Annotated in this window: 15 protein-coding genes; 5 read left to right on the top strand and 10 right to left on the bottom strand. The window is 58.7% G+C overall.

Annotation, left to right across the window (positions count from 1 at the left end):
- Positions 1-8 precede the first annotated feature (8 nt).
- Positions 9-959, bottom strand: a complete 951-nt coding sequence (locus M8013_RS23120) for a branched-chain amino acid ABC transporter permease (protein ID WP_271270077.1) — start codon at positions 957-959, stop codon at positions 9-11.
- Positions 960-1,129: 170 nt separating this feature from the next.
- Here M8013_RS23120 and M8013_RS23115 point away from each other — a divergent pair, with 170 nt between their 5' ends.
- On the top strand, positions 1,130-2,074 hold the full coding sequence (locus M8013_RS23115; RefSeq protein WP_271270076.1) for a LysR substrate-binding domain-containing protein: 945 nt from the start codon (positions 1,130-1,132) through the stop codon (positions 2,072-2,074).
- An 847-nt stretch (positions 2,075-2,921) separates the two neighbouring features.
- Here M8013_RS23115 and yddG read toward each other — a convergent pair.
- On the bottom strand, positions 2,922-3,803 hold the full coding sequence (gene yddG / locus M8013_RS23110) for an aromatic amino acid DMT transporter YddG (RefSeq protein ID WP_271270075.1): 882 nt from the start codon (positions 3,801-3,803) through the stop codon (positions 2,922-2,924).
- Positions 3,804-4,025: 222 nt separating this feature from the next.
- On the opposite strand from yddG, the gene fdnG reads away from it, so the two are divergent.
- Genes fdnG through fdnI form a run of 3 tightly spaced genes read left to right on the top strand, consistent with a single transcriptional unit; the run spans position 4,026 to position 8,618 of the window.
- Positions 4,026-7,073 (top strand): formate dehydrogenase-N subunit alpha, encoded by a 3,048-nt coding sequence (fdnG, locus tag M8013_RS23105; protein ID WP_271270074.1) that lies wholly within the window; start codon positions 4,026-4,028, stop codon positions 7,071-7,073.
- 11 nt (positions 7,074-7,084) lie between these two features.
- Positions 7,085-7,969, top strand: a complete 885-nt coding sequence (fdxH, locus tag M8013_RS23100) for a formate dehydrogenase subunit beta (protein WP_271270073.1) — start codon at positions 7,085-7,087, stop codon at positions 7,967-7,969.
- A complete protein-coding gene (gene fdnI, locus M8013_RS23095) occupies positions 7,962-8,618 on the top strand; it encodes a formate dehydrogenase-N subunit gamma (RefSeq protein ID WP_271270072.1) in 657 nt (218 codons plus the stop codon). Before fdxH ends, fdnI begins: the two co-directional genes overlap by 8 nt.
- A 51-nt stretch (positions 8,619-8,669) precedes the next feature.
- Here the strand turns inward: fdnI and M8013_RS23090 are convergent, their stop codons facing one another.
- The 3 genes from M8013_RS23090 to ppk2 all read right to left on the bottom strand — a co-directional run bounded on the left by M8013_RS23090 (position 8,670) and on the right by ppk2 (position 10,146).
- Positions 8,670-8,993, bottom strand: a complete 324-nt coding sequence (locus M8013_RS23090) for a CcdB family protein (protein ID WP_271270071.1) — start codon at positions 8,991-8,993, stop codon at positions 8,670-8,672.
- On the bottom strand, positions 8,993-9,181 hold the full coding sequence (locus M8013_RS23085; RefSeq protein ID WP_271270193.1) for a hypothetical protein: 189 nt from the start codon (positions 9,179-9,181) through the stop codon (positions 8,993-8,995). The genes M8013_RS23090 and M8013_RS23085 overlap by 1 nt, the downstream gene beginning before the upstream one ends.
- Positions 9,182-9,321: 140 nt before the next feature.
- Positions 9,322-10,146 carry a polyphosphate kinase 2 gene (gene ppk2 / locus M8013_RS23080; RefSeq protein ID WP_271270070.1) on the bottom strand — a complete coding sequence of 275 codons (825 nt, stop codon included), beginning with the start codon at positions 10,144-10,146 and terminating at the stop codon, positions 9,322-9,324.
- Between the two features lie 201 nt (positions 10,147-10,347).
- Here ppk2 and araJ point away from each other — a divergent pair, with 201 nt between their 5' ends.
- Positions 10,348-11,529, top strand: a complete 1,182-nt coding sequence (gene araJ / locus M8013_RS23075; RefSeq protein ID WP_271270069.1) for an MFS transporter AraJ — start codon at positions 10,348-10,350, stop codon at positions 11,527-11,529.
- A 48-nt stretch (positions 11,530-11,577) separates the two neighbouring features.
- Here araJ and M8013_RS23070 read toward each other — a convergent pair whose 3' ends face one another.
- From M8013_RS23070 to M8013_RS23050, 5 genes are read right to left on the bottom strand one after another with little or no spacing between them, the layout of a single operon-like run.
- On the bottom strand, positions 11,578-12,669 hold the full coding sequence (locus tag M8013_RS23070; RefSeq protein ID WP_271270068.1) for an alkylhydroperoxidase domain protein: 1,092 nt from the start codon (positions 12,667-12,669) through the stop codon (positions 11,578-11,580).
- A 9-nt stretch (positions 12,670-12,678) separates the two neighbouring features.
- Positions 12,679-13,668, bottom strand: a complete 990-nt coding sequence (locus M8013_RS23065; RefSeq protein WP_271270067.1) for a putative FMN-dependent luciferase-like monooxygenase — start codon at positions 13,666-13,668, stop codon at positions 12,679-12,681.
- Positions 13,665-15,272, bottom strand: coding sequence for a dipeptide ABC transporter ATP-binding protein (locus M8013_RS23060; protein ID WP_271270066.1), 1,608 nt, complete (start codon positions 15,270-15,272; stop codon positions 13,665-13,667). The genes M8013_RS23065 and M8013_RS23060 overlap by 4 nt, the downstream gene beginning before the upstream one ends.
- Entirely contained in the window at positions 15,269-16,120 is an 852-nt protein-coding gene (locus tag M8013_RS23055; protein WP_271270065.1) for an ABC transporter permease, read from the bottom strand. Before M8013_RS23055 ends, M8013_RS23060 begins: the two co-directional genes overlap by 4 nt.
- Positions 16,117-17,061, bottom strand: a complete 945-nt coding sequence (locus M8013_RS23050) for an ABC transporter permease (protein ID WP_271270064.1) — start codon at positions 17,059-17,061, stop codon at positions 16,117-16,119. The genes M8013_RS23055 and M8013_RS23050 overlap by 4 nt, the downstream gene beginning before the upstream one ends.
- Positions 17,062-17,070: the final 9 nt, after the last annotated feature.

Here is a 17,070-nt window from a genome sequence, read left to right as displayed (position 1 = left end):
ATTTTCCCTTATGCCCTGTGCGCGACGCGCTCGCCCAGCAGGCCTGCCGGACGGAATACCAGCACCAGAATCAGCACAATAAAGGCAAACACATCCTGATAATTGCTGCCGAACACGCCGTTGGTCAGTTCGCCCAGATAGCCTGCGCCCAGCGCTTCGATAATGCCGAGTAAGATCCCGCCAATCATCGCCCCGCGAATGTTGCCGATGCCGCCGAGTACCGCCGCGGTAAAGGCTTTAATCCCGGGCAAAAAGCCCATTGAGAAGCTGGCGTTGCCGTAGTTGCTGGCCATCATCACCCCGGCCAGCGCCGCGAAGATGCCGCCAATGGCAAAGGTGAGGGTGATAATAGCGTTCGGGTTGACGCCCATCAGGGTGGCGACGCGCGGGTTTTCAGCCACCGCGCGCATGCCGCGCCCGAGGCGGGTGTACTCCACCAGCAGCCACAGGCCGATCATCACCGACAGCGCCAGCGCCACGGTGACAATGCCGGTCACCGTGACCAGCGCCGGAGGGTGTGCGTCGCTGCCGGCGGTGACGGCAATCGGATCCATTGGCAGGATCTGCGGGAACATCAGCGGATTGCGGGACCAGATAATCATCGCCACGGTTTGCAACAGCACCGACACCCCAATCCCGGAGATCAGCGGCGCCAGGCGCGGGGCGTTGCGCAGGCGGCGGTAGGCGAAGCGTTCAACGGCCATCGCCAGCAGGGCGCAGACCGCCATCGCGATCACCAGCGCAAAGCCGAGCTGGAGCAGCTGCGGCATGGCGGGGAAATGGCTGTTGATCAGGTTCAGCGATGAGAGGGTGGTCAGCGCGCCGACCATTAAAATATCGCCATGGGCAAAGTTAATAATGCGCAAAATGCCATACACCATGGTATAGCCCAGCGCGATCAGCGCGTAGATGCTGCCCAGCATCACGCCATTGATCAGTTGTTGTATGAGAGTGTCCAACGTTGTTACCCGACAAATTGCTCTTTCAGCGGATAACATCTAATAATTGAATTAGATTGTGAAATACGCATATATTCTTTCTTATGACTTATGGAGCTTGTTTTATCCGACTGATTTATAACAAAATACTAAATCACTGATTAATCTGACTATCCTGGATAGATCAATATATGAATAAAACAGAACAATCACCGGGCCAGTTAGGGTTTGCCGAAAGTCGTCTGGCGAACGATCCGCCGCTGCGGGCAGTGCGCGCCTTCGAGGCGATTGCCCGGCTGGGCAGCGTGACGCTGGCGGCGCAGGAATTGCAGATCTCGCCGTCGGCGGTCAGCCATCAGTTGAAAGTGCTGGAGGAGTACCTGCAATTGCCGCTGACCGAGCGCCAGGGGCGCAGGCTGATCCTAAGCCCGCAGGGGCGGGACTATTACCGCTCGATCCGCGCGGCGTTTAACGTATTGCGCCAGGCCACGGAGCATCTGGTGGAGCAGGTGCAAACCCGCCAGGTAACCATCAGCCTGATCCCGCTGTTTGGCATGGGCTGGTTTATCCCGCGTCTGCCTGGGTTTATGCGCGCCAACCCGCAAACCGAGATCAACGTGGTCTACGCCAACCACCGCAACTACCTGAGCGACGCTTCGGACATGTCGATCCGCTTCGGTAACGGGCAGTGGGCGGGCTACCAGAGCGAAAAGCTGATCTCCGGGCAGATGGTGCCGGTCTGCAGCCGGGCGTTTTTGCGCCTGCACGGGCATATCGACACGCCCGAACAGTTGCTACAAATGCCGCTGCTGCACGACGAAGAGCGCGTCACCTGGCAGCAGTGGTTTATCCAGCAGGGGGTAAAACGCCCGCCGCGCCGCAGCGGCCCGATGTTCGAAGACGGGCTGCTGACCCTGGCGGGGGTACAGGCGGGGCTGGGGTGTGCGTTGATGCGCGAGCCGCTGATCGCGCCGTACCTGGAGAGCGGCGAGCTGGTGAAGATTTTCGATCTGCCGATTGATGATGGGCGGGATTACTATTTGTGCGCGCGTCAGGACGGGGAGATGACCCAGGATGGGAAGTTGCTGCAGGGGTGGTTGAGGAGGGTGGCGGGGGTGAGTGATGGGCTAAATTAGCCTTTTGGGAGGGGAGGACATGTTGGCAGTGGTGGTGGTTCCGTTCACTTTATGTGCAGTGCTCCTCTGCCAGCATCGTCACACGTGAACGTGCCAGGGGGGCTCGCCGCCTCCCCCCTGGCAACCCCGGCTCCCGGCAACGAAAATCGCCGCTTTGCGGTGCCTTCGGCTTATGTCCTCCGGCTATCGGGTCGGGCGTGATCCTACATCCATGTAGGTCACGCCCTCTCAGCGCATCCATGCGCCTCGCCCCGGCCTGCGGACAACGCCTCAGCGATTTTCAGCCGGAATAAGGGGGCCGCTGTGAGTTGTTTATTTTCTTTAGATTATTCATTGCTTTAAAAAAGCATTTTTACCTACTCACCTGCCTGTATTTGAGCCAAAAAACGATTTGCTCGGATTCTATCGCCAGACGCTGATGAGATAAAACTTGCTGGTTTCATGGTTATTAACGCGATGAAGTAATCGCTATTTATAAAATACTAACAGCGGCTCCCAGTCCGGCTGAAAATCGCCGAAGCGTTTCCGCAAGGCCGGGGCGAGGCGCAGGGACGCGCCGAGAGGGCATAGCCTGCAGGGATGCAGGCTGGTGCCCGACCCGAAAGCCTGGAGGAAAAAGCTGAGGGTATCGCGTAGCGACGATTTTCTTGCCGGTAGCCCGGGTTGCCAGGGTGGTGGCGATTGAGCCACCCTGGCACGTTCACAAGTGACGCTGCATACAGAGAAACACGGAACGTAAAGTGAACGGAACCACCACCGATGCCAGCATATCCCGAGCCATCCACCGAACCCAAACACCGCCGGGTGGAGGCTACGCCTTACACCGGCCTAAAAAACAACAAAATCATCAATGGGCCCGCGTCGCATACCAACAAATCAGCGACCCTGCACACACCATCATCGCCCCTTGCCAGAAGCTAAACGTCAGCGGTGAACTCAACAGCACTGCAGCCAGCGCCGCCGAAAGCACCGGGGTAAAGTAGGAGGCTGTCGCCAGAACCGTCACGTTGCCGTGCAGAATACCCGTGTTCCACGACGCATAGCCAAATCCCAGCGCGATGCCGCACATCAACAGCTTAATCACCACTGGCACGCTGAACACCATTTCCGGCTGGTCGCTAAAGAAGTATTTCACCCACAGCGTCAGCGCCGTCAGCAGGACAAACAGAGTGATCCCGTTCTGGCCTTTGGCGTATTTGCTGGTCACCGTGCAGTAGGCCGCCCAAATAAAGGCGCCGACGAAGGCGAGGGAATAACTTAGCGGGCTGGACACCACGTTGCTGACGATATCGTCGATGTGCAGGCCATTTTCCCCGCCCAGCACCCAACTGACGCCCAGCAGGGAAATAAGCAATCCGGGGATCACCCACAGGGTCGACTTTTGCTTATTAAATAAAATGGCAAACACGATGGTCAGGCACGGCCAGAGATAATTCACCATCCCCACTTCAATCGCCTGATGGCGGGTGGCCGCATAGCCTAACGACAGCGCCAGGCAGAGTTCATAGCTGACAAACAGCACGCTACCGGCAACCAGGTAGCGCGGTGAAAAGCGACGCAGATCGGGGAAGCCGACCGTCACCAGGCACAGCAAACCGCTCAGCGTATAAATCATTGCCGCGCCACCCACCGGGCCCAATCCCTCGCTCACTCCCCGGATCAGGCCCACCATGGTGCTCCATAGCACAATGGCGGTCAGCCCGATCAGGGTCGCTTTTTTTCTGTCCATCGTATTTCCACTGACGTTTTCTCCGAAGGGGCAAAGGTATAGCACTGTTTCATAACCTTTCGCGAATTAATCTGCGACGACCTAACCCTTAAGCAGTAATAAAAGTCGCCAGCGCTGACTATTAAGAGGGCGAAGATCGGCGACATTGATTTGCCGCAATAAAAACAAGGGCTTTACTGTTTATTTTCCGACGGAATTCTCATTGACCTTACAAGGACAACAATGGACGTCAGCCGCAGACAGTTTTTCAAAATCTGCGCGGGCGGTATGGCCGGAACAACAGTCGCTGCGTTGGGATTTGCACCCAAAATGGCCCTGGCTCAGGCGCGTAACTATAAATTGCTGCGCGCAAAAGAGATCCGTAACACCTGCACATACTGTTCCGTGGGATGCGGGCTATTGATGTATAGCCTGGGAGATGGCGCGAAGAACGCCAAAGAGTCGATTTACCATATCGAAGGCGATTCGGATCATCCGGTGAGCCGCGGGGCGTTATGCCCGAAAGGGGCGGGCCTGCTGGACTATATCCACAGCGACAACCGTCTGCGTTACCCCGAATACCGTGCGCCAGGTTCTGACAAATGGCAGCGTCTCTCCTGGGATGAGGCGTTCACCCGCATTGCCCGGCTGATGAAGGCTGACCGCGATGCCAACTTCGTTGAGAATAACGCGCAGGGCGTGACCGTCAACCGCTGGTTATCCACCGGGATGCTGTGCGCCTCTGCAGCAAGTAATGAAACAGGCATGCTGACGCAAAAATTTGTGCGCTCGCTCGGCATGCTGGCGGTAGACAACCAGGCGCGCGTCTGACACGGACCAACGGTAGCAAGTCTTGCTCCAACATTTGGTCGCGGTGCGATGACCAACCACTGGGTTGATATCAAAAACGCTAACGTCGTGGTGGTGATGGGCGGTAACGCCGCTGAAGCCCATCCAGTGGGATTCCGCTGGGCGATGGAAGCCAAAAACAACAACGATGCGACGCTTATCGTCGTCGATCCGCGCTTTACGCGCACGGCATCGGTGGCCGACATTTATGCGCCCATCCGCTCCGGCACGGACATTACCTTCCTGTCCGGCGTGCTGCTGTACCTGATCGAAAACAACAAGATCAACGACGAATACGTCAGACACTACACCAACGCTAATCTGCTGGTGCGGGAAGATTTTGCCTTCGACGACGGGCTGTTCAGCGGCTACGACGCGGACAAGCGCCAGTACGATAAATCGTCCTGGAACTACCAGTTCGACGAGAACGGCTATGCCAGACGCGATGAGACCCTGACCGATCCGCGCTGCGTGTGGAACCTGCTGAAAACGCATGTTTCCCGCTATACGCCGGACGTGGTCGAGAACATCTGCGGCACGCCAAAAGCCGACTTCCTGAAAGTGTGCGAAGTGCTGGCCTCCACCAGCGCCGCCGACAGAACCACCACCTTCCTGTATGCGCTGGGCTGGACGCAACACACCGTTGGCGCGCAGAACATCCGCACCATGGCGATGATCCAGTTGCTGCTCGGCAACATGGGGATGGCCGGTGGCGGCGTGAACGCCCTGCGCGGTCACTCCAACATTCAGGGATTAACCGACATTGGCCTGCTGTCGACCAGCCTGACCGGCTACCTGACGCTGCCGTCGGACAAACAAACGGATCTGCAAAGCTATCTGGCGGCCAATACGCCAAAAGCCACGCTGCCGGACCAGGTGAACTACTGGAGTAACTATCCGAAGTTCTTCGTCAGCCTGATGAAATCCTTCTACGGCGATGCCGCCCAGAAAGAGAACAGCTGGGGCTTTGACTGGCTGCCGAAGTGGGATCAGTCCTACGACGTCATCAAGTATTTCAACATGATGGCCAAAGGCAACGTCACGGGCTACATCTGCCAGGGCTTTAACCCGGTGGCGTCGTTCCCGGACAAAAACAAGGTTGTCGCCAGCCTGAGCAAGCTGAAGTACATGGTGGTGATCGACCCGCTGGTCACCGAGACGTCGCACTTCTGGCAGAACCACGGCGAGATGAACGACGTCGATACCGCGTCAATCCAGACCGAGGTCTTCCGTCTGCCGTCCACCTGCTTTGCCGAAGAGGACGGATCGATCGCCAACTCCGGTCGCTGGCTGCAGTGGCACTGGAAGGGCCAGGACGCACCGGGCGAAGCGCGTAACGACGGTGAGATCCTCGCCGGGATTTACCACCGTATTCGCGAGATGTATCGCAGCGAAGGCGGCAAAGGCAGTACGCCGCTGCTGCAGATGAGCTGGGACTACAAACAGCCGGATCACCCCGAGTCTGAAGAGGTGGCCAAAGAGAACAACGGCGTCGCGCTGGCCGATCTGTATGACGCCAGCGGGGCGTTGATTGCGAAAAAAGGCCAGCTGTTGAACAGCTTTGCGCATCTGCGCGATGACGGTACCACCGCCTCTTCCTGCTGGATCTACACCGGCTGCTGGACCGAGCAGGGTAACCAGATGGCCAACCGCGATAACGCCGACCCGTCGGGGCTGGGCAATACGCTGGGCTGGGCCTGGGCATGGCCGATGAACCGTCGCGTGCTGTATAACCGCGCGTCGGCAGACATCAACGGCAAGCCGTGGGATCCGAAACGGATGCTGATCGAGTGGAACGGGTCGAAATGGACGGGGAACGACATCCCGGACTTCAACACCGCGCCGCCAGGCAGCAACACCGGGCCGTTTATCATGCAGCCGGAAGGGCTGGGCCGTCTGTTCGCCATCGACAAGCTGGCGGAAGGACCGTTCCCGGAACATTACGAGCCCATGGAAACGCCGCTCGGCACCAACCCGCTGCACCCGAACGTGATCTCAAGCCCGGTGGTGCGTCTGTACGATGAAGACGCGGTGCGGATGGGCAAGAAAGACAAGTTCCCGTATGTCGGCACCACCTATCGCCTGACCGAGCACTTCCACACCTGGACCAAGCATGCGCGACTGAACTCGATTGCGCAGCCGGAACAGTTTGTCGAGATCAGCGAAACCCTGGCGCAGGCGAAAGGCATTGCCAACGGCGATCGCGTCAAGGTGAGCAGCCAGCGCGGCTTTATTCGCGCGGTGGCGGTGGTGACCCGTCGTCTGCAGGCCCTGAATGTACATGGTCAGCAGGTCGAAACCGTGGGGATCCCGCTGCACTGGGGCTTTGAAGGGGTGGCGCAGAAAGGCTATATCGCCAATACCCTGACGCCAGCGGTGGGCGATTCCAACTCGCAAACGCCGGAGTATAAGGCGTTTCTGGTCAACATCGAGAAAGCGTAAGGAGCGAATAAATGGCGATGGAAACACAAGACATTATTAAACGCTCCGCCACCAACGGCTTTACCCCCGCGCCGCGTGCGCGGGATTACAAGGCGGAAGTGGCCAAGCTTATCGATGTCTCCTCCTGTGTGGGCTGCAAAGCCTGCCAGGTGGCCTGTTCTGAGTGGAACGATATCCGCGATGAAGTAGGGCACTGCGTCGGGGTTTACGATAATCCGGCGGATCTGAGCGCCAAATCCTGGACGGTGATGCGCTTTAGCGAAACCGAACAGAATGGCAAGCTCGAGTGGCTGATCCGCAAGGACGGCTGTATGCACTGCGAAGATCCGGGCTGCCTGAAGGCGTGCCCGTCGGCGGGGGCGATTATTCAGTACGCCAACGGGATCGTCGACTTCCAGCAGGACAACTGCATCGGCTGCGGATACTGCATCGCCGGGTGTCCATTTAACGTCCCGCGCCTCAATAAAGAGGATAACCGGGTCTACAAATGTACCCTGTGTGTGGATCGGGTTAGCGTCGGCCAGGAGCCGGCCTGCGTGAAAACCTGTCCGACTGGCGCGATTCATTTTGGCACCAAGAGAGAGATGCTGGACGTGGCTCAGCAGCGGGTCGATAAGCTAAAAGCGCGCGGCTACAACAAGGCGGGGATCTATAACCCGTCGGGCGTCGGCGGGACGCATGTGATGTATGTTCTGCACCACAACGACCAGCCCGAGCTGTACCACAATCTGCCGAGCGAACCGAAGATTGATACGTCGATTAACCTGTGGAAAGGCGCGTTAAAACCGCTCGCCGCGGCGGGCTTTATCGCCACCTTTGCCGGGTTGATTTATCACTACATTGGTATCGGTCCAAACAAAGAGGTGGATGACGACGAGGAGGAACATCATGAGTAAGTCAAAAATGATTGTGCGCACGAAGTTTATCGATCGCGCCTGTCACTGGACGGTGGTGATTTTGTTCTTTCTGGTGTCGCTGTCCGGGATTGCGCTGTTCTTCCCGACCTTGCAATGGCTGACCGAGACCTTTGGCACCCCGCAGATGGGGCGTATTCTGCACCCGTTCTTCGGGGTGGTGATTTTCCTGGCGCTGATGTTTATGTTCGTGCGCTTTGTGCATCACAACATTCCCGATAAGCAGGATCTCCCCTGGCTGAAGGGGATTGTGGAAGTGCTGAAAGGCAACGAGCACAAAGTGGCGAAAGTGGGCAAATACAACGCCGGACAGAAGATGATGTTCTGGACCATCATGAGCATGATTTTTGTGCTGCTGGTCACCGGGGTCATCATCTGGCGGCCGTACTTTGCGCACCTGTTCCCGATGCAGCTGGTGCGCTACAGCCTGCTGATCCACGCGACCGTCGCCATCATTCTGATCCACGCCATCCTTATCCATATGTATATGGCGTTCTGGGTGAAAGGATCGATTAAAGGGATGATCGAAGGCAAGGTGAGCCGCCGCTGGGCGAAGAAACACCATCCGCGCTGGTATCGTGACGTGGAACGTCTGGAGGCGCAAAAAGAGAGTCGTGAAGGAATGAAGTAAGCTGTTGTTTCCCCCGCTCCGGAAGAGATTTCGGAGCGGGTTTATGGGAAATCAGGTGTTGGTGATTAGCGCGTCGATGGCGGCTAACACATCCTGACGTGCTAACCGGACATTACAGACAAACTCCTGGCTGTCAATTTTCTCATTCGTCAGGTTTGTCATCATGGGTGCGTAAATAAGTAAAGAGTCAAACTCAACATTAATGCGTGGGAGCAAATGTTGATGCCATCGCGGAATATTATGACGACGTCCTAATGGCATGATCAACCGGGTAGGGAGGTCGTCGTAGTAATCATGCTGGATAATCATGTAATAAGGGAGTTCCTTATTAGTTGCTGTCGAGTGGTTTCGATAAACATTAAATTGCTTTAGCATTATATCACCCTGAAGAATTCATCATCCGTAATTGAACCATGCTTCGCGACAAATTCATTCATCGCGCGAATAAATTCCTGATGTTCTTTCGATGCACGCGCTTTGTCGGTAAGCCGTTCTGACGAAGTACGCGCAGTCATTGTTGCTGTGTTGTAGGTAGGGTGACTTTCTCGGGTATTCACTTTCATTCTTTATCTCCTGTTTTCTGTGCCCCTATTATCAATGGCCAATAATAAAAAACAATACCGATCCCCCTGGTATTAACCAAGTTGCGAGGCCGATTCCAGAGAATATAAATACCCCTCCCGTCATCCGGGAGGGTGATTAATTAGAAACGTTCGGGAATAACCTTGAAATGGTGGTCGGTGGATTTCACTTTGCCGACTTTCCTTTTCGGGAACTTAACTGGTTTAATAGGAATCTCTTCATAATGGATCTGCGACAGCAGGTGCGAAATAATATTCAGCCGGACCCGCATTTTCTCTTCCGAACGGGCGACATACCAGGGTGCCCAGTCGGTATCTGTGGCATCAAACATCGCATCGCGCGCGACGGTGTACTCATCCCAGCGGTTATAGGATTTGATGTCCATGGGTGACAGTTTCCAGGTTTTACGCCCATCGTTAACTCTGTCTTTCAGGCGGCGTTCCTGCTCCTCCGGCGACACTTCCAGCCAATATTTCAGCAGAATAATGCCGGATTCCACCATTGAACGCTCCATTAGCGGCGCATTGTCGAGGAACTTTTGCACCTGCTCGGCGGAGCAGAATCCCATCACCCGTTCAACCCCGGCGCGGTTGTACCAGCTGCGATCGAAAATCACAATTTCCCCTGCGGCGGGCAGATGCGACACATAACGCTGGAAGTACAGCTGGGTCTTTTCTCGCTCGGTCGGGGCCGGTAGCGCCACCACCCGGAACACGCGCGGGCTGACGCGTTCGGTAATGGCTTTAATGGTGCCGCCTTTCCCTGCACCGTCACGGCCTTCAAAGACGATGCAGACCTTCAGGCCTTTATGCACCACCCATTGCTGCAGTTTGACCAGCTCGACGTGCAGGCGGCGCAGCTCCTTTTCATACGCTTTTTGCTTCAGCGGCGTGGTTTTAATCAGATCCACAACGGGTTTGCTTTTGTTCTTTTTTTTGTCGGCCATAGCGCGTTCCTTTTACAGGGGTCTGCCGGTTCATTGAGACGTAACACTTTGAAGTGTAATTGCGGTGACCGATGCTGCTGGAAAATATTCACTCCCTACCCGAAATAATGGATTAACGAGCCAGAAGGGTGATTTGAACTGGCTCACCATACAAGATTGTTCAATAATGCCGGCTGCAATTTCTTAACATGTGGTCGTGGTATGAAAAAGACGGTGTTTGCCCTGGCTCTTGGCACCTTTGGCCTCGGGATGGCGGAATTTGGCATTATGGGGGTGTTAACCGAGCTGGCGCAGGATGTGGGGATCACCATTCCGTCCGCCGGAAATATGATTTCGTTTTATGCCTTCGGAGTGGTGATCGGCGCGCCGATTATTGCGCTCTTTTCCAGCAAGTTCTCACTCAAAACTATTCTGCTGTTTCTGGTGACGTTGTGCGTCATCGGCAATGCCATTTTTACCTTCTCGACCTCCTACACCATGCTGGCTATCGGGCGGCTGGTGTCCGGCTTTCCGCACGGGGCGTTTTTTGGCGTCGGCACGATTATTCTCTCCAGACTGGCGCCACCGGGTAAAGTGACGCTGGCGGTCGCGGGGATGGTCGCCGGAATGACGGTCGCTAACCTCGCGGGTGTGCCGCTGGGGACCTGGTTGGGGCATCAGTTTAGCTGGCGCTATACCTTTATGTTGATCGCGGTGTTTAACCTGCTGGTGATGCTGTCGATCGTCATCTGGGTACCGCCGTTGTTTGATAAAGCGCAACGTCGCCTGAGCGAGCAGTTTCACTTTCTGAAAAAGCCGGAGCCGTGGTTTATCTTCGCTGCCACCATGTTTGGCAATGCCGGGGTCTTTGCCTGGTTCAGCTTTGTGAAGCCGTTTATGGTCAACGTGTCGGGCTTTTCCGAAGGGCTAATGACCGCGATCATGATGCTGATGGGTCTGGGCATGGTGCTGGGTAACCTGTTCAGCGGCAAGCTATCCGGGCGATACAGCCCGCTGCGGATTGCGGCGATCACCGATCTGGTGATTGTTCTGTCGCTGCTGTCATTATTTGCCTTTGGTGCGCAGCCTGCGGCTTCGCTGGTGATGGGCTTTATCTGCTGCGCCGGACTTTTCGCGCTGGCGGCTCCGCTGCAGATTCTGCTGCTGCAAAATGCGCAGGGCGGGGAGATGCTCGGTGCGGCGGGGGGGCAGGTGGCGTTTAACCTCGGCAGCGCGATTGGCGCGTACTTCGGCGGGATGATGATTACGCTGGGTTTTAGCTGGAGTTACGTCACCCTCCCGGCAGCACTGCTGTCGTTCCTCGCCATGTCGTCACTGTTGATGTATGGGCATCTGAAAGCCCGGTGGCGCTTCGCTTGCGCGGGCTTACAAAACCAGCATTAACGGGTTTGGTAGGCCGGGTAAGCGCAGCGCCACCCGGCAAAAACCCACTCACGGCAGTGACGGTTCACCCAGCGTCAGCATCAGCCGGTTAGCCCAGGCGAAAAACGCCGCCGATTGAACCAGGTCCAGCTGGGCGAGGATATCCAGCTGCTGGTTTTCCAGTGCGGCGAGATGCCCAGGTGTAACGGCAGGCGGGGTCACCGACAGCGCAGCGGCAAAATTAATCGCGGCCTGCCAGCGCGGGGATTGCCCGGCACTTAACGGCTGACCTGGCGCAACCGCCAGCAGCGCATCCACCGCATCGTTCTCCTTCAATAACTGACCGGCTTTGCGCGCATGGACCGAGGCGCAGTAGATGCAGCCGTTGATCTTGCTGGTGACCGTGGCAGCCAGTTCGCGCTCGGCACGCGGCAACCCTCCGGCGGTGTAGAAAATCCCTTTGTCGGTCAGCGTGCGCTGCTCCAGTACCGGCAGATTGCGCCCCAGCAGGCGGAAATAATCCGAGTCGCTATGGCCGAATCTGGCGAGGATCGCCTGCTCGTCGGGGTTGAATTCCGCCAGTGGTTTAGACGCCAGCCATGGCTCCCAGCCCAGCTCCTGCCGGGTGAACTGCACCGGAGCGGCTTTACCGTTTTGCGTTAGCGGCGCGGTGTGCCATTTACCGGCCACCACCGGGGTATCGCTGGCGACAACCGTTTTGTCATTCAGCACGCGCAGCCCGGCAATCAGGCGGCTCTGGAAGCTGACAAACGCAATCAGTTGCGCCAGGGTTACAATCCCTTCCTGGCTCCAGCCCGCCAGGGTGAGCGCATTCAGCGCGCCGGGCGTGGCCTCGACCGGGGAAAAGGTCAGCACCCGCGCAAAGGCGAGGGCCGGCGTCAGGCGTAACGAGGTCGGATCGGCCAGACCAAACCCGGCGTAATGGGCGGCCAGCGCGTCGGCGTTGTGCCATTTGGCGACTTTGGCCGCCACCGCAAAGCGCTCGTCCAGCGCAAAACTGGCATCCTGCTGGCTGAACAGCGTTTCGTAGCTCCCCTGCGCGTGACGGGTGGCCGCCTCGCGGGTATGTCGCGCCTGTTCCAGCGGGGAACCGGGCACAATCTCCGCCAGTTCGGCGAGAATATCCAGACTTAAAGCCATAGTGACTCCTTAAAGAAGATGAGGGGCGATCTGCTCGGCGATTAATTCAATCGAACGTAATGTGTCCTGATGCGACGGCTCTACGGAGTGCACCTGGAACGAAATATCCGTGGCGCGGGCCAGCACCGAATCCCGCTGCAACGAGGCGAGCACCGTCTGCGGCGCGCCAATATGGGCATCGAACTGCTGAATGTAATCCGTGACAGCGTCACCTGTGAGCGCATGTCCCGCCGCGCGGTGCTGCTGCGCCTGGCGGGTTAAACCGGGTTCCGCCACTTTCAACGCATAAGCGTCGCTGTCGGCCACAAAGGCGGTGCGCGAAGCCAGAATGCGCGGAGCCACGCCGGACGGCAGCGCATCCAGATATGCATCGATGATCGGGTTCTGGATCTGATCGAGCGTTAAAGCAAGATTGTCCGCCGGGCGCGGCTGAGTGCGGGAGAGCATCAGACCGTGGCCCTGCTGCGCGGCACGCACTGCGCCATCGACAGAAAACGTGGCGATCCACACCCGCTCTGCCAGCTGCGGGGCGGGCGGATACAGATGATTATCCGGGTGGGTCAGGGAATCCCCGCGCCAGGCGCTGTGGATCAGATGCAGGTGGTCGGCAAAGGTCGCCGCTCGCTCGTTAATGGTCAGCCCGAAGGGCAGGAACGAGGTCGGGGTGCCGCCCGAACCAAAACCCACTTCCAGCCGCCCGTCGGCCAGCAGATCCAGCACCGCAGTGTCTTCTGCCACCCGCAGCGGATTTTCCAGCGGCAGGGTGATGATGGCGGTCCCCAGCCGAATGGTCGAGGTATGCGCCGCCACGTGGGCGAGGAAGACCAGCGGCGACGGCAGGCCGCCTTCGTGCTCGTGGAAGTGGTGCTGTGCGATCCACGCGCTGTCAAAACCGTAACGCTCGGCATGGCGGATCTGCTCTGTTGCCAGGCGATAGCGTTCTTTGGCTGGAGCATCGTCCAGCAGGCGGGTGAAGAAACCCAGGCGTTTACGCGTCATGCGTACTCCTTAGTCAGGGGTGAAAAATGGGGAATGGCGGCGATCAGTTCGCGGGTGTAGTCGTTCTGCGGCGCGGCAAACAGCGTCTCGACCGCCCCGTGCTCAACGACGGTACCGCTGCGCAGCACCGTCACGCTGTGGGCAATTCGCCGGACGGTCGCCAGATCGTGCGTAATAAACAGATAGGTCAGGCCCAGCTGCTGCTGTAGCTGCTGGAGCAGGGCGAGGATTTGCGCCTGCACGGTGACGTCCAGCGCCGAGGTGGCCTCATCCAGCACCAGAATGGTCGGCTCGAGGATCAGCGCCCGGGCGATAGCAACGCGCTGGCGCTGCCCGCCGGACAACTCCCGCGCGGTGCGGGTCAGCAGGTCTGGCGGCAGGGCCACCCGGCGGGTAACGCTCTCAACCCGCGCGGCGCGCTCCGCTTTGCTGATGCGGGCGAAGTTCTTTAGCGGCTCTTCTATTATCTGAAACAGCGTCTGGCGCGGATCCAGCGAGGCAAACGGGTTCTGATAGACGAACTGAATTTTTTGCCGCAGTTGGCGGCGCGCCTCGTGGGTGAGAGTGGTGGCATGGATATTATCGATGATCACCTCTCCGCTGTCGGCCTGCTCAAAGCCGAGCAGGATGCGGGCGAGGGTGGTTTTACCGGAGCCCGACTCCCCGACCAGCGCATGGGTGCTGCCGCGCTGAACGGCAAAGCTGACGTTATCCAGCGCCTGTAGCTGGTGGCCTTTTCCCAGCGCAAAGCGTTTGCTGATCCCGACGGCCTGAATAGCGGGTGATGCCAGCGGGCGGCCCGCTACCGGGGCGATGGTTAAACGCTGGCCCTGCACATCACTCAGCAGCTGGCGGGTATAGGCATGCTGCGGGGCGTGCACCACGTCGGCGGTGACGCCGTGCTCCTGGACTTCGCCCTGGCGGAACACCAGCAGGCGGTCGGCGCGCTGGGCCGCGAGCGCCAGGTCGTGGGTGACAAACAGCACCGCGGTGCCGGATTCGCGGCGCAGTACGTCCAGCAGATCCAGAATGCGCTTTTGCACCGTCACATCCAGCGCGCTGGTCGGTTCATCGGCGATGATCACCTCCGGGCGCAGGGCGATGGCGATAGCAATCAAGACCCGCTGCTGCATGCCGCCGGAGAGTTGGTGCGGGAACTGCTTCATCCGCTGTTCCGGGTGGCTGAGGCCCACTTTGGTCAACAGCGCCAGCACCTGCTGGTCGCACTCGGCCTTGCCGATCTTCTGGTGCAGACGCAGGATTTCACCTACCTGCGCCCCGACGGTTTTCACCGGATTGAGCGAGTTACCCGGATCCTGTGGCACCAGGCTGATGCGTGCCCCGCGCAGGCTGTCGAGCCGTTTGGCTGACCACTGGCTTAGATCTTCGCCGTTCAGACGGATACTGCCCCCGTCGCGGCGGGCATTATCCGCCAGCAGGCCGATAATCGCCTGTGCAGTCGTCGTTTTCCCCGAGCCGGACTCGCCGACAAAAGCCAGCATTTCGCCGCGCCCGAGGGTAAAGCTGACGTTATGCACCACTTCGCGCCACTCGCGGCCCGAGCGGTAGCTGAGAGTCAGGTTTTCAACAGAAAGAATGGTCATGGGCGAGCTCCGCTTAACTGACGACTGATCCGGTTGGTGGCCAGCACCACGGCGATCACCACCACGCCGGGGAAGGTGGTCAGCCACCAGGCGGTTGAGAGATAGTTACGGCCTTCGGCAATCAGCAGGCCCCATTCCGGGACCGGCGGCGGGGTGCCGTAGCCGAGAAAGCTCAGCGTCGACAGGGCCAGAATGGCCTGACCAAACTGCAGGGTGGCAAAGGCCAGCACGGCGGTCAGGGAGTTGGGCAGAATATGTCGCCACAGCACCGTCCAGAAGGTGCCCCCGCTGCCAAATGCCGCTTCGACGTAGTCGGTGTGGCGAATGCGCACCACTTCTCCGCGCGCCAGACGGGCAAAGCTGGCAATCGACGCCACCCCAACGGCGATGGCAGCATTCACCGTGCCAAAGCCGAGCAGGATAATCACCGTCAGCGACAGCAGCAGCGACGGAATGGCGAGCAGGACGTCCACCAGCCGCATCAACACCAGCTCGACGCGTCCGGCAAACGCGCCGGCAATTACCCCCGTGGCGGTGCCGACGAAAAGCCCCATGGCGACAGCCACCAGCGCCGCGCTTAACGAGTGCGATGCGCCATAGACGATGCGGGCATAAACATCGCGCCCTAGCTGGTCGGTGCCGAGCCAGTAGTCGGCCTGCGGGGCCAGGCGCTGCGCCCCGGCAATACCTTCTGTCGGGCTAAAGTGGGTAAATAACCCCGGCGCAACGGCCGCCGATGCCGCCACGGCAATCACGGTCCAGGCCAGCCATAGCCCCGGCTGCCAGTGAAACCCGCGCCAGGTGGGCACGCGCTTGCGCGCTGCGACAGCATAATCAACAAGGCTCATGCAGCACCTCCGGTAACGGTTTGTAGACGGGGATCGAACAGCGGCATCAGCAGATCGACCAGCAGATTGATCAGCACAAAGCCGAGGGCCGAAATCATCACCACCGCCTGTAAAACGGCGATATCCTGGTTATTGACCGCCTGCTGGGTCAGCATCCCCAGTCCGCTGCGGCCAAACACGGTTTCGGTGATCAGCGCCCCGGCGATCAATTCGCCCAGCAGCAGACCGGCGATATTGAGCACCGGCAATAGCGCATTGCCGATGACGTGCCGCCACAGTACGGCGGTTTCGCTCAGCCCTTTGGCGCGTGCCACGGCAACAAACGGCTGGGCAGCGACCTGGTCCAGACTGCGCATCAGGATCTGCGCCAGCGGGGCGGAGATGGGGATCGCCACGGTGATTATCGGTAGGATCAGCCCCTGCAGCGGCGACGGGTTAATCACCGGGATCAGCCGCAGCTGGAACGAGAACAGCTGGATGAGCGCAATCCCCAGCCAGAAGGTCGGCAGGGAGATAAACAGCACCGGCAGGGACTGAATGGCGTTACTCAGGAAGCGCAGTCCCGGCAGGCGCGAGGCCAGCGCCAGCGTAAACGCCAACAGCACCGCCAGAATAAACGCAGGTAACGCCAGGCTCAGGGTATCCGGCAGGTTAGTGGCGATAAGCTCGCTGACGGCGACACCCGCCTGCAACGAGAAACCAAAATCGCCGTGCAGCATCGCCCCCAGAGTGTGCAGATACTGCTGCCACAGGGGGCTGTCCGCGCCGTAGGCGACGCGCATCTCTTCGATTTGTGCCGGACTGAGGCCCAGATCCGGGTTCTGGAACTTAATCAGCACCGCATCACCCGGCAGCACCTGCAGCAGCAGGAACGACAGAGTAAACGCGGCCCACAGCACCAACAGCCCCAGCCCGGCGCGTTGCAGCAGATAGCGGCTCATGGTTGCCCC

The sequence above is a fragment of the Silvania confinis genome (assembly GCF_025564085.1).
Lineage (GTDB): Bacteria > Pseudomonadota > Gammaproteobacteria > Enterobacterales > Enterobacteriaceae > Enterobacter > Enterobacter confinis.
Note: the sequence above shows the minus strand (reverse complement) of the source record. Positions and strands in the feature narration are given on the sequence as shown.